This window comes from Pedobacter jejuensis (assembly GCF_003725795.1).
GTDB classification, from domain to species: Bacteria; Bacteroidota; Bacteroidia; order Sphingobacteriales; family Sphingobacteriaceae; genus Pedobacter; species Pedobacter jejuensis.
In genome coordinates this window covers 97,141-110,996 of record NZ_RBEE01000002.1, presented here as the reverse complement: position 1 = coordinate 110,996, position 13,856 = coordinate 97,141, and the positions used below count along the sequence as shown (strand labels likewise).

At 32.9% G+C, this 13,856-nt stretch carries 11 protein-coding genes; 6 read left to right on the top strand and 5 right to left on the bottom strand.

Annotated features, from left to right (window positions below):
* Positions 1 to 183 precede the first annotated feature (183 nt).
* Together D7004_RS01190 and D7004_RS01185 are read right to left on the bottom strand one after the other, a co-directional pair.
* Positions 184 to 2,130, bottom strand: a complete 1,947-nt coding sequence (locus tag D7004_RS01190) for an LTA synthase family protein (RefSeq protein ID WP_123204044.1) — start codon at positions 2,128 to 2,130, stop codon at positions 184 to 186.
* A 130-nt stretch (positions 2,131 to 2,260) separates the two neighbouring features.
* Positions 2,261 to 2,863: a GIN domain-containing protein gene (locus D7004_RS01185; RefSeq protein WP_123204043.1), complete on the bottom strand. Its 603-nt coding sequence runs from the start codon at positions 2,861 to 2,863 to the stop codon at positions 2,261 to 2,263.
* 244 nt (positions 2,864 to 3,107) lie between these two features.
* Between D7004_RS01185 and D7004_RS01180 the strand changes: the two genes are divergently transcribed.
* Positions 3,108 to 3,464: a response regulator gene (locus tag D7004_RS01180; protein ID WP_123204042.1), complete on the top strand. Its 357-nt coding sequence runs from the start codon at positions 3,108 to 3,110 to the stop codon at positions 3,462 to 3,464.
* On the opposite strand, the gene D7004_RS01175 is transcribed toward D7004_RS01180, so the two are convergent.
* Positions 3,461 to 4,768 carry an ABC1 kinase family protein gene (locus D7004_RS01175; protein ID WP_123204041.1) on the bottom strand — a complete coding sequence of 436 codons (1,308 nt, stop codon included), beginning with the start codon at positions 4,766 to 4,768 and terminating at the stop codon, positions 3,461 to 3,463. The two genes, D7004_RS01180 and D7004_RS01175, sit on opposite strands and share 4 nt — an antisense overlap.
* Positions 4,769 to 5,425: a TetR family transcriptional regulator C-terminal domain-containing protein gene (locus D7004_RS01170; protein WP_123204040.1), complete on the bottom strand. Its 657-nt coding sequence runs from the start codon at positions 5,423 to 5,425 to the stop codon at positions 4,769 to 4,771. It abuts the gene before it with no gap.
* Between the two features lie 215 nt (positions 5,426 to 5,640).
* Here D7004_RS01170 and D7004_RS01165 point away from each other — a divergent pair, with 215 nt between their 5' ends.
* From D7004_RS01165 to D7004_RS01150, 4 genes are all read left to right on the top strand, one after another.
* Positions 5,641 to 6,495, top strand: a complete 855-nt coding sequence (locus D7004_RS01165; RefSeq protein WP_123204039.1) for an HD domain-containing protein — start codon at positions 5,641 to 5,643, stop codon at positions 6,493 to 6,495.
* A 59-nt stretch (positions 6,496 to 6,554) separates the two neighbouring features.
* Positions 6,555 to 6,695 (top strand): Sec-independent protein translocase subunit TatA/TatB, encoded by a 141-nt coding sequence (locus tag D7004_RS01160; RefSeq protein WP_123204038.1) that lies wholly within the window; start codon positions 6,555 to 6,557, stop codon positions 6,693 to 6,695.
* Positions 6,696 to 6,930: 235 nt separating this feature from the next.
* Positions 6,931 to 10,497, top strand: coding sequence for a PKD domain-containing protein (locus tag D7004_RS01155; protein WP_148042731.1), 3,567 nt, complete (start codon positions 6,931 to 6,933; stop codon positions 10,495 to 10,497).
* 2 nt (positions 10,498 to 10,499) lie between these two features.
* Positions 10,500 to 11,513, top strand: a complete 1,014-nt coding sequence (locus tag D7004_RS01150; RefSeq protein ID WP_123204036.1) for a PorP/SprF family type IX secretion system membrane protein — start codon at positions 10,500 to 10,502, stop codon at positions 11,511 to 11,513.
* 236 nt (positions 11,514 to 11,749) lie between these two features.
* On the opposite strand, the gene rpoN is transcribed toward D7004_RS01150, so the two are convergent.
* Positions 11,750 to 13,225 (bottom strand): RNA polymerase factor sigma-54, encoded by a 1,476-nt coding sequence (rpoN, locus tag D7004_RS01145; protein ID WP_123204035.1) that lies wholly within the window; start codon positions 13,223 to 13,225, stop codon positions 11,750 to 11,752.
* A gap of 164 nt (positions 13,226 to 13,389) precedes the next feature.
* On the opposite strand from rpoN, the gene mscL reads away from it, so the two are divergent.
* A complete protein-coding gene (mscL, locus tag D7004_RS01140; RefSeq protein WP_123204034.1) occupies positions 13,390 to 13,839 on the top strand; it encodes a large conductance mechanosensitive channel protein MscL in 450 nt (149 codons plus the stop codon).
* Positions 13,840 to 13,856 lie beyond the last annotated feature (17 nt).

Below are 13,856 nucleotides of genomic sequence, written 5' to 3'. Positions count from 1 at the left end.
CATCTTTCCTGCAATATAAGACCCTGAAATAAATTCAGGGTGACGTAAACTAGAAAAAAAACTTATTAATGATGTGAATGAAAATTAAGAATTGAACTCCTCAGGTTATTAGTTACAAAGCTTAATATAGGCTTTGTAACTATTTTAGCTTAAGGTTTCTTCTAATCTTCCACAATGAAAAAGCTACTCTTTTAATCCTCCATTTTTAAAAAGTTCATAAGCAGTTTGATAATTTGCAATTGCTTTATTGGTAAACTCTTTTGAAAAATTTGCTTTCCGCTGTTCATTTTTTGATTTATCGTATAAGTAACTTTCTATTTTTCGCTGCGGACTTAAAATCACCAAACTATCGTTTTGCATATAAGCCAGCTTTTGATAAGTTCCTAAAACTACTCTTGGTTTATAGTTGCTATCCAACACATTTTTTCCGAAAAAGTCATTGGTATAATTCCATCCTATAAACCCCCATAGTGTAGGAAAAACATCAATTTGAGAAGTCATTTTATTGATATTGGTGTTTGCTGTATTTTTCAAATTTAATATCATACAGGGTATTTGATATTTAGAAATATCGATTTCATTTTTACCAGCACTACTGGCACAATGGTCTGCAACAATTACAATAACCGTATTTTCAAACCATGGCTTATTTTTTATCTTTTCAATAAATTTTTCGATGGCATAATCTGTATATCTAACTGCTGCTTCTCGCGTACCCTGTGCAAGATTTATTTTATTGGCAGGGAATGTGTATGGCCTGTGATTCGAAGTAGTCATTATGAAATTATTAAATAGCTGATGGTGTTTATATTTTTCATCTGCATCTTTTACAACCACATTAAAAATATCTTCATCGCAAATGCCCCATGCGTTTTCGAAAGTCACGTCCTTATCTTGAATCATGGTTCTGCTACCATCGTATGTTTCATTCAAAAGTTTTCTACCTCTATCAACAATATTATAACCATTGTTTCCAAAAAAGTGATTCATGTTATCAAAATAACCATCGCCACCATAAAAAAATGTATTGGTATAGCCTTGATTTTTAAAAACATGTCCAACTGTAAATAAATGCTCATTATCCATTCGCCTTACAATGCTGCTTCCAGGCGTTGGCGGAATACACAGTGTAAGTGCTTCCATACCTCGAACAGTTCTGGTTCCTGTTGCATACATGTTGCTAAAAAATACACTTTGATTTGCTGAAGAATCAAGAAAGGGTGTTAAATGTTGTGTATTGCCGTAATGCGCCAAAAAATCGGCACTTAAACTTTCAATCGTTATTGTGATTACATTAGGTTTATAGGCTTTGTTTTTACTTGAAATGATTCTTTTAATGGATTTTCCAGAGTTTATAAAACTACTATTGCTTTCTTTTAGCTGATTTCGTATAATTTCGAAAGCCATTTTATCGTCAACTTGGCTGTAAAAATCCTGGTAATTCAGTTCATTGTTTTTAAATGCAGCAAAAAATGAATATGTACCAGCTTTGCTTAACTCATTGGTGTAATGGTTATTACCTTGTTCTGCCCAGGAATTTTTAACAAAGATGATAAATGCAACAGCAAAAACTATTAATGTGATAGATGGTACACTTCTTGATTTTTTAGTGGATGCACTTTCAAAAGTTTGACTAAAAATTTTAAGCTTATACAAACCATAAGTAATCACAAAGGCTATTATCAATATTGCAGCAAGTAATAAAGGAATTGGGTAGGATTCGTTTATGTTGTGTATAACTTCGTAAGTATATATTAAATAATCTACGGCGATAAAATTAAACCTGCTTTCGAATTCTTGCCAAAAGGTTAATTCCGCAAAAAAAGAGAAAAGAGTAATAACGATAAAAATGAATAAAATTATTGGAGTAAAAATTTTATTCCATTTCTTGCGGTACAATTTATCAGATACAAATAATAAAAATAGGGCATATGGAAGTGCAATTATTAATCCGGTGCCTATATCGAAGAACAATCCTATGCCAAATATTTTTACAATTTCGAATAATGTGAAATCGGTGTGATGACATGCAGAGATAAAGAGTAATGTTCTGACTGTAAAAGAAAATATGATGAAGAAAGTCAGAAATGCAAAATATAGTGCAAATCTACCTTTAAATAATTTTTTCATTAAAAGGAAATTTCATCGAAGTTAACTTTCAAATCTGAAGGAATGCTGAAGATAAATCTCGACCCAAAAATGTTGGACACAAAAAAAGCGATAAGGTTTTCCTCATCGCTTTCTTCCTGATAAATAAGCTCTATTTTATGTTGGCAGCAACTTCAATAGCATCATTAGATTCTACTGAGCTAATATTTGTTTTTAAGGCTGCAAATTTATCAATGGTAAGTTTTGGCGTGTTGCCCATTACTAATGTATGATTATCTGTAGCGCCGCTTAATTTTAAATCAGCATTATCTTTAATTACTGTATATAAACCTTCTGTGCTTGAATTAATCTGTGCAAAAGCATTGTCTTTTAAAAAGATTTGTAAAAATCTAGCTTTAAGTTTTCCATTAGTTTTTACAACTGCATTTTCAGAAGCTTCAATTCTGTAAAGGTCGTTAACATATACAGTAAGCTTGCTTACTTCTTTATCATTCGAACTGATTTTTAATATATTTCCTTCCTGTGTTATTTTTGCATTTCCTAAATTATCATCAGCATAATTGATGCCTTCGTTTTGTCTTTGTACAAGCGTTACTTCTACATTTCCTTTAACAATTATTCTTCTGTAGCTGGTAGATGACTCAGATGATACCGGATATTTTTCTGCCGCCATTACACTGGTTGCAAATGTAGTTGTTGTTAAAACAATAGCTGTTAATGATGTTGCGATTAGAGTTTTGATTGAGGTTTTCATAATGCTGTATTTTAAAATTATTTATTATTTAAGTTTTTAAGTTGTTTTGTAGATAAGACGCCATCAACATAAAAACGTTGCAGTCGATTACTTGATATTATACCAGCATTGGTAACTAATCGACGAACAGGTGTAAAAAACAGACGAACCAAATGTATTTTTTGTCTATTTGTAAAATAATTCTAAATATGATGTGTAGTTATACTTTTTAGTATCTTTATGCAAAATAAGCCAAACACCACACATGAAGAAAAAGGTTGTTCTCGTTCAGGATAACAAAGATATTTTGGACATTATGGACCAGATATTGGAAGAAGAGGGATTTGATGTAACGCCATCATTAACAACCGATCCTATAGATAAAATTGAGGAGATAGATCCGGATGTGGTTGTTATTGATGATCATATAAAAGGATCAAAAAAAGGTTCTAAAGTTGTTAAAGACCTTAAGTCTGATCCTAAAACAGAAGATGTGTCTGCTATTCTTACATCAACGTCAGAAAAACTTCCTGAAATTGCAGAAGAAAGCAAGGCTGATGATTACATTCAAAAGCCTTTTGATATTGATGATATGGTAAAAGTGGTTAAACGGAATACCTAATTTTTATTTAATGAAGGTTTAAAAGTATCTGTTTTTACTACAGCTTTTAAATCATGTAAGATCGTATATAAACCAAAATTAGTTCGGTTTACATAAATAAAATGCTTCACGCCACGGGCTTGTTTAAATTCAGGCATTTTGGCTATTTTCTCGCCATATTCATAAAGCTTTTCGAAAAACTCATTCTGACTAAAATCGAAAGTGTTATTAATGTATGGTTTCGCAAAAAGCTCAATCATTTCTTTGTACGATTTATAATAAAACTCAACCTGCGATGCAGTATCATCTTTATGAATCATGTCAAGCTGCCTAAATGCATCAATTGTTTTTGCTTTATCATTAATGACATCTGTTGAAATTAATGAGAAAAACGGATAGTAAAAATCATCAGGCATTTCTTTTATACAACCAAAATCAATTACCCCCAGTTTTTCATCAGGCGTAATCATAAAATTACCCGGGTGCGGATCTGCATGTACTGCCCTTAATTCATGCTGTTGGAAATTATAAAAATCCCAAAGGGCTTGTCCAATTTTATTTCTTAATTCTTGTGACGGATTAGTCTGCAAAAACTCTTTTAAGTGTAATCCATCAATCCAATCCATGGATATGATTCTTTTACCAGAAAGTTCAGGGTAATACGTTGGGAAAACTACATTATCCAAATTTTTGCAAGCTTCAGAAAATTCAATAGAACGTTTAACTTCTAGTTCATAATCCGTTTCTTCTAATAGTCTTTCTTCAACTTCTTTAATGTAAATGTTTAATTCCTTTTCAGACATGCCCAACAAGCGGAACGCAAAAGGTTTTACCAATTTTAAATCTGATGAGATGCTATCGCCAACACCAGGATATTGGATTTTAACCGCAAGTTTTTTACCTTTTAAAGTAGCTTGATGCACCTGACCAATTGAAGCTGCATTTGTAGAATTAATGTTAAAAGTATCGTAAATCTGCTCTGGCGTTTTGCCGAAATTTTTGGTAAAAGTTCTTACAATTAATGGTCCGGAAAGGGGTGGAGCATTATATTGCGACTGCGTAAATTTATCAACATAAGATTTTGGAAGTATGTTTTTATCCATACTCAACATTTGCGCAATTTTTAAAGCACTGCCTTTAAGTTCACTTAAAGATTTGTAAATATCTGTGGCATTATCTTCATTAAGTTGTTCTCTATCCATTTCTGGATTGAACAATTTTTTAGAATAATGTTTTATGTAATTTCCGCCAATTTGAAAACCAGTTTTTACAAATTTAGCAGATCGTTCTACCTTTGTTACAGGAATACTATTTTGTTCTTTCATTTAATTAAAACCCATTTTACCTGCGTACTTGCCATTGCGGCTTAAAAACTTGCCATACTCAAACAAGTTATCTATTGGAGAGTGCTGAAATAAATCGAAGGTAACATTTATGCCTTTTTCAATCGCTTCATCTGTTTTTTCGAAACCATCGCTATCATCATTTATCCAAAAATTTAAAATAAATGCAAACTGAATCCACAAAGCATCCTTATATCTTTTGCTTAAAAACCTGCGTTCGGCAAGCTCGCCACTTTCCAAACCTTCAGCTATAATTTCTTCAGCAAAATTTTCGAAGATAGGTTTAACACCAGAAAGCACATTTGGCATTTCAAATTTTCCTTTTTGATTTTTTAAGCTATAAATAACAAAACTGCGTTCGTTTTTTAAATTTTCTAAGTAGCTATAAAAAAAGGAAAGTATTTTCTCACGAGAGGAATATTGAAGCCAAACCTCTTGTTCTTTAATTTTTGTAATGGTTTCGAACGTTAATTGAAACCAAACATTCTTTTCGATACTTTCGAACGAAGCATAAAACTGATAAAATTCAGCTTCGGTAATTTTAAGTTTTTTAACGAAAACGTAAACCGATTTTGGTTTCTCATTGTTGGTTAAAACATAATCAAGATATGCTTGTCGAATTTGTTGAGCAGTTGCCATATACCTGTTTTTTTACAAGTATAACGTTAATATGATTTCCTTGTTTTTTTACACAACAATTTCTTAATCATGTTATTGTAATAATCAATTTCAAAATAATTGAAAGTTAATTTACAAGCTATAAAATTTAGTTAAATGTGGAATAATAATTAATTATTTAACTAAAAATATTAGTAATTTCGTGTATTGATTTTCACAATTTGAACATTATTAATATGATGCAGCTAAGCGATTTTTTGTATGGTAAAATGGAATTGCCAGATGTATTTACCGAACTTTTAGCAACTGATGCTTTAAAGCGTTTGGCCGGAATCCACCAGAGTGGCGCTATCTATTTGGTAAATCCAGATATCTGTCATTCCAGATTAGAGCATGCTATTGGTGTAACCATGCTAATCAAAAAATTAGGCGGAACAGAAATTGAACAAATTGCCGGTTTATTGCATGATGTATCACATACTGCTTTCTCTCATGTTGGAGATTATGTTTTTGATAACGTTGAAGAAGATTATCACGAAAAGGTATTTGCCGAAGTTTTGTACAAGTCGGAAATTCCTGATGTACTGATAAAATTTGGATATAGTGTAAATCAAATTTTGTTTAGCAAGTTTGATATTTTAGAGCAGCCTTTACCAGCGCTTTGTGCGGATAGATTGGATTATACATTACGTGATGGTGTTTACGCCGGAATTATATCGAGACAAAGAGCAAAAGAATTTTTAAAAGCTGTAATCCTTAAGAATGGAAAAATTGCGATAAACAGCAAAAAAGAAGTGCTCTGGATTAATGAAACCTTTATAAAACTTAATGAGGATGTATTTAAACTGCCGCTTTACCTTTATGCAAATGGAAAAATGGCTGAGTTGATTAAAAATTTAATAAAGAAGCAAATATTATCAGAAAGTGATTTATTTAAAACGGACACTATGTTGTTGAATAAAATAAGAAGTTATACTTTTGGTTATGAGGCTGTTAAATCTATTAAACAACTAAAAGGATTTGCTGAATTTATGCGGCATGGAGCTTTACCGAAAGTAAAAGCAAGAAGCTTAAAAGCGTTATTAGTTTAAATAATATATTAAAATAAAACTTAAGCGCCGATAAATCGTATATTACTGAAAACCCTAATATGTCGGTCGTGGAAATAATCTTAATTGGTGCAGTAATTCTTTTAATTTTTGGAGGTAAAAAACTACCTGAATTAATGAAAGGGATTGGAAGAAGTATTAAAGAATTTAAAGAAGGTAAGGATGAACCTCCGGATAAGTAATTAATTTTTCTTCATGATATTCTAAATGTATTTATTTATCGCATAGATATTTAAGGCTTTAGAAGTTAAAATCATTTTTTTTATTCTATCAATTTTCGTCTTTTTTACACAAAACCATAGTTTAACAATTTAAAATTGTTAAATAACTGCTTAGTGCTTTTGTTGTATATTCATAAATAGTATATTGCATTTCGATATCCAACCAAATGCAAACTACATTCCTAATAAATTAATAATGATGAAGACTGCTTTTTTGGTTTTTATTGTTTTTGTATTTTCGTTTTCTTTAAAAAGTTTTGGGCAAAGCTCATCAAATAAAGGCAAAGATTTTTATTTAGCATATTCTGCACACGTGGATAATTTAACATCCAGAATGACTTTGATCCTTTCTGCTGATGTTCAAACCAATTATACCGTTTCTATTGGAAATACCGTCGTTGCAACAGGTAGTATCGCTGCCAATACATCTAAACAAGAAATTATAAACCCTAATGCATTTAACGTTTATATTTCATCTTCGGAAGTTAAGGAGACTGACAAGGCAATACATGTCGTAACTGATAAGTCAATTTCATTATATGCAATCATATCCAATAACTCGCGAACTGGTGGCTCAATGATTTTGCCTACCAATACTCTAGGTAAAGATTACTATGCGTTCTCGTATCAAAATTTTGGGGGTAATTCTGGTTCTAATACAGTATATTCTCAATTCACAGTTTTAGCTACTAAAGATGGAACTGAAGTAGAAATTACACCAACTCAAACTTCAAGAAGTGGGAATAGACTTGCAAATACTAAATTCACTATTCAGCTAAATAAAGGTGACATTTATCAGTATCAATCTATTAGCGATTTGACTGGAAGTTATGTAAGTAGTGTGGGTGATTGTAAGCCTATTGCATTTTTTTCTGGTAATACTTGGACTGCTTTCTGTGAAGACGGTAATTCAAGATCACCAAGCGGTGGTGATAATCTGTATCAACAGATATTTCCAATAAATTCTTGGGGCAAAAATTTTGTTACTGCACCATTTTATAATACGTTGCATGGAAATACAGATGCATTCAAAATTATCGTATCAGAAGATAATACAATAATTAATGTAAATGGTAGCACATCAAATGCTAATGGTTTGCCTTTAACTAATCCTTATGCAAAAGGTTCCGTTATAACGTTTTTTTCTACGGCACCAAACATTGTTTCGGGCTCCAAGCCTATAGCATTAGCTCATTATCAAACTTCGCAAACCTGTAACTTAAGTAATCCTACTGCTACTGGTATGAATGCATCAATACCTTTTCCTGGCGATCCTGAAATAACTTTATTAAATCCAGTTGAACAAACGCTTAATGATATTACTGTCTTTTCAAATATTCGATCATTAGGAGTTCCAACATCAATTAATAAATATTTTATTAATGTTATCATTAAAACTATAGATATAGTAACTTTTAAACTTGATGGTGCTAATTTCAATTCATCGTTTGTAAATATACCTGGTTCTGAATATAGCTATGCTGTTATTGACGTTACAAACTTACAAGCGCAACATCGATTAACATCTGATGGTGGGTTCTCTGCAATAGCCTATGGTTACGGTAATGTCGAATCCTATGCATATCTAGCAGGTGCAAATATTCAAAGTTTTACTTTTCAAACCAGCAACTTGGCCAATCAAAGTATTACATCAAGTTGTTCTAACGAACCTTTTAAACTAAAAATTAATTTATCTGCTCCTGCTTCAGAAATTTTATGGAATCTTGGAGGTGCGTATACAAAGAATCAAACAAATCTCACACCAATAGAAACAAGCATAGGAGGAAAAATTTATTACACTTACACTTACCCTGATGATATAATAATTACAACACCCGGAGATAATACTTTTACTGTAAATGTAACATATTTAAATGCTACAAATTGCGGTCTGACAGAAGAAATAGAAGGCAATTTTACTGTTAAGGAAGCACCAAAAACAGAATTTACTTTAGATGAAAAAGTTTGTTTGGGAATCGAATTTATGCCCATCGATAAGAGTACATTAGCTGATAATCAAATAACCAAATGGAAATGGGACTTTGATGGTACAATAATTACTGATCAGAATCCAAAATTTGCTTTTAATACAGAGGGACCGCATTCAGTAACATTAAGTGTGGGAACACAGGATGGATGTTGGTCTGATCCGCTTAAAAAGACCATTATGGTTTACCCTATTCCTGTGTCTGAATTTTCCATTAGTAATACAACAACCTGCATTAATACCAGTGTAAGCTTTGAGGATTTGTCAAAAATAAACAAGGAAATCTATGCTGATGCAAAAATAGCTTCCTGGGAATGGGATTTTGGTGATGGAACACCAAAATCAATAGAACAAAATCCGACACATCAGTATTTAAGTACTGGAACTAAAAGTGTAACCCTAAGAACTACATCTGATATGGGATGCAGTAGTACATCTACCATAAAAACCATCACAATTACCGATTTACCTACAGCAGATTTTACAACTCCAGCAGTTTGTTTTGATGATGGAGTTGCAATATTTAAAAATACATCTAAAAATGTTAATGGTACTACAAATGGTTTAACTTATGAATGGAACTTTGGAGAAATTGGTTCTTCAACAAATACCTCCAGTGATATTGATGGTAAACACACTTATCTAACTGCTGGAGATTACTTAGTAACATTAAAAATTACCAATGAAAATGGCTGCCAGGTTATTCAACAAAAGCTTTTTACAGTAAATGGGCAAGTGGAAAAAGCAGATTTTTCTATTCAAAACCAAACCAACCTATGTAGTAATAAAGATGTTATAATTAATAATTCTTCGAGCGCTTTTTTTGGTAAAATAACTAAAATAATTATTTATAAAGATTTTGTAGATGAACCCGAAGTTTTTGAGACGATTATATATCCAACTTCAGATGATATTCATTTAGTTTATTTGCCTTTTGGCGGTTCAGCTACTAAAGATTATACCATAAAACTAGTTGCTTATTCAGGAGAAACCTGTTTTAAAGAAACATCGAAAATTGTTACGCTTAAACCATCCCCAATATTAGAGTTTGCAGATATTCCTGCTGCTTGCCAAAATGATGGCTCAGTTATAATCAACCAGGCAAAAGAAACTTCAGGTATTGCAGGTTCAGGAATATATTCTGGCGATGGGGTAGATGCAGATGGTAATTTCAATCCTAAATCTGTAAGCATCGGTTCGCATGTAATTACTTATACTTTTACAGCTATCAATGGTTGTGCAGAAGTAATTTCAAGAACCATAAACGTATACGAATCGCCAACTGCAGATATGGGAGCCACTCTTTATATTCTTGCTGGTGGTCAGGTTAAACTTCCTGCTTTTGTAACAGGTTCGGGTTTAACGTACAACTGGAGCCCTTCTTTAGGTTTAGATAGTGCCAATGTTTTAAATCCAATAGCATCGCCGGAGAAAGATACAGATTATGAATTAACAGCAACTACACGTGATGGATGTACCGTAAAAGTAATTTATAAAGTTATTGTGTTACAAGCTTTAGTTCCGCCAAATTCATTTACACCAAATGGCGATGGCGTTAACGATGTGTGGAACATCAAATATTTAGAAAGTTACCCAAATGCAACGATTGAGGTTTTCAATAGGAACGGTAACAGGGTGTTTTTCAGCAATGCATATAAAGTGCCTTTCGATGGCAATTATCAAAATGAGCCTTTGCCCGTTGGCGTTTATTATTACGTTATCAATCCAAGAAATGGGCGAAAATCAATAACCGGCCCTTTAACCATAATCAGATAGAATTGAAAAGGTACTTCATCATAATCGCCCTATTTATTGGTTTCAAAAGTTTTAGTCAGCAGAAACCGCAGTACACGCAATATATTTTTAATCAATACTTATTAAATCCTGCAATATCGGGAATTGAAAATTATATCGATTTTAAGGCTGGTTATCGCAAGCAATGGGCGGGAATTAATGATGCGCCGCAAACTTCTTTTGTTTCTGCACATTGGGCGCTTAGTGATAATCATTTGTGGAGCAATGCTTTAACTTCCTTTCCAGAACAAAGTGGCGACCCGATGGATAGAAATTATACACAAAACTATACTTCTTCTCCAGCCCACCACGGTATGGGTGTTACAGTAGTTCAAGATAAGGCAGGTCCGATTTCAAGAATAGATGCTAATTTAACGTATGCTTATCATTTACAATTAAGCAATAATTTCAATATATCCGTTGGTGCAGCGGCGGGAGTTTCGAGCATTAAATTAGATGTTAATTCGCTTACTTTTCCGGATAGCCAAACCGACCCGGCATTAACAAACGCTTTTATTAGTCAGCTGAGGCCAGATTTAAGTGTTGGCGTTTGGCTTTATGGAGCCCGAATGTTTGCCGGTGTTTCAGCACAACAAGTGTTATCACAAAAATTAAGTTTTACAAATTCTGATAACTACAATACAGGCAAAGAGGTTCCACATTATTTTGCTACGGCAGGATATAAATTTTTCCTGGATGAACAGATTGCTGCTATACCATCTGTAATGGTTAAATATGTTCAGCCTGCTCCGGTATCGGTAGATTTGAATATGAAAATTGCTTTTAGAGATAAAATCTGGCTTGGAGGAAGTTATCGTAAAGATGATTCTTTCGCTGCTATGGCAGGTTTTAACATTGGTAAAATCGTAAACTTAACTTACTCTTACGATTTTACAACTTCTGATTTAAACACGGTTAGCAACGGTAGCCACGAAATTGTGTTAGGCTTACTGCTGAATAACATTTATAAAGTGCCGTCGTATATTAGAATGTGGTAGGTGTGGTTGGGTTTTTTGGTTGGTTAGTTTGTTAGTTTTTTGGATGGTTAGGGATAGTTTGTTAATTGGTTTGTTTGTAAGTTTTTTCGACGTTTGGAGGTTAATTAGTTTGTTGGCATAAAAGATAGAAAATGGGTGATTAGTGTATTTCCTGCATCGAATCCATATCTTAAAATTCTTTATGAAACTTTGAGCCCAAAAAACGAAACACCCAAAAACCCAAAAGACAAGTAAGCCTAAAGTTCTTTTCTAAGCCTTGCAACAGGAATATTCATCTGTTCGCGGTATTTTGCAACAGTTCTCCTGGCGATGTTATAACCGCGTTCTTTTAAAATATCAGTAAGTTTCTCATCGGCCAGTGGCTTGCGTTTATCTTCATCGCCAATACAATCTTCCAGAATTTTTTTAACTTCTTTATTAGAAACTTCTTCACCATTTTCGGTTTGAATTGCCTCAGAGAAAAATGATTTTAATAAAAATGTACCAAATTCTGTCTGTACATATTTAGAGTTTGCAACCCGTGATACCGTAGAAATATCCATATCAATCTTATCGGCAATATCTTTCAAAATCATCGGACGCATCTTACGTTCATCAGCTGTTAAAAAATATTCGTATTGATAATGCATAATCGCATTCATGGTTTTAAGCAAAGTTTGTTGTCTTTGCTTAATTGCATCGATAAACCAACGGGCCGAATCTAATTTTTGCTTAACAAACTGAACGGCTTCTTTTAGCTTTTTATCTTTTGATGAGGCTTTATCGTAATGCTCAAACATTTCTTGATAAGAACGGCTAACCTTAAGTTCAGGAGCATTTTTAGAGTTTAGTGTTAAAATTAAAATGCCATCGTTATTGCTAATATGAAAATCTGGAATGATTTGCATTTGTTTCGTAGTAACCTGATTAGCATCTCCAGGTTTTGGATTCAACCGAAGAATTTCATTAACTACTTCTTTTAATTCTTCACTATCTAAACCTAAGCTTTTCTCTAGTTTATCATAATGCTTACGTGTAAATTCATCAAGATAATTTTCGACAACATTCATCGCTTTAACGATTATTGGATTGCCGGCATCTTTTCTTTTCAGTTGAATCAATAAACATTCTTTTAAATCTCTGGCGCCAATGCCTGGAGGATCGAAACTTTGAATAAGCCTTAACATTTCCAATACATCTTCTTCCTCAACCATTACATTCTGAGAGAAAGCCAAATCATCTATCATGGAACTTAACGGACGGCGTAAATAACCATCATCATCCAAGCTGCCAATAATTTGTTTGCCAATAATAAAATCCTGGTCAGAAAGTGGAATTAAATCTAGCTGCTCCTGTAAGCTCTCGAAAAACGTACTTTCTATAGCAATTGGCGTTTCTTTTTTCTCCTCATCATCATCGCCATTATTGTAGTTTGTGCTGTAATCGTTGGTGTTATCATCTTGCAGATAATCATCTACATTAAATTCATCAGTACTACTGTTATCGTCTGATGATTTATCATAATCCTCCGGGCCATCATTTAAATCATCGTATTCGCCTTTTGGCTCATCGGCAGTCATTAAACTTGGGTCTTCAAGCGCAGGATTTTCTTCTAATTCTTCTTTTACACGGGTATCTAAAGCAACGGTTGGTACCTGCAACAACTTTATAAATTGTATTTGCTGAGGAGATAATTTTTGTAATAATTTTTGTTGTAGGTGCTGCTTTAACATATTTTATATAAAAGGAATGGCAAAAATAAACAAATCATCTCAGATATTTTCTAGAATAGAATAAATGCTGTTTTAAGATCATATTTTAAATATTCCCTAAACGTTTGAAATAATGTTTATGTTTATTACTTTAGTCTTAAATCAAACAAATAATAGAATATAGTATGGGTTTTGTAAAAGAATTTAAGGAATTTGCAATTAAAGGTAATGCTTTCGACTTAGCTGTTGGGGTAATTATAGGTGGTGCTTTTGGTAAAATAGTTACTAGTGTTATTGATGACCTGGTAATGCCCATAGTTGCAGCTATGGTTGGAAAGCCCGATTTTAGTAGTATTTATTTTGCGATGGGTAAAGGCGCAGAGTTGATACCGACAGGTGCATCATTAGCGGATGCTAAAAAAGCTGCTCCTGACGCTGCAATATTTGCATACGGTAATTTTATTACGGTTGCCATCAACTTCCTATTATTAGCATTAATTGTTTTTATTATGGTAAAAACGATTAATAATATGAAGAAGAAAGAAGAAGCGGCAGCAGTTGCAGTGCCGGTTGCGCCTACAAAAGAAGAAACGCTTTTGACAGAAATAAGAGATTTACTTAAAACAAAAGCATAAATAAATTTGGCTGTTTC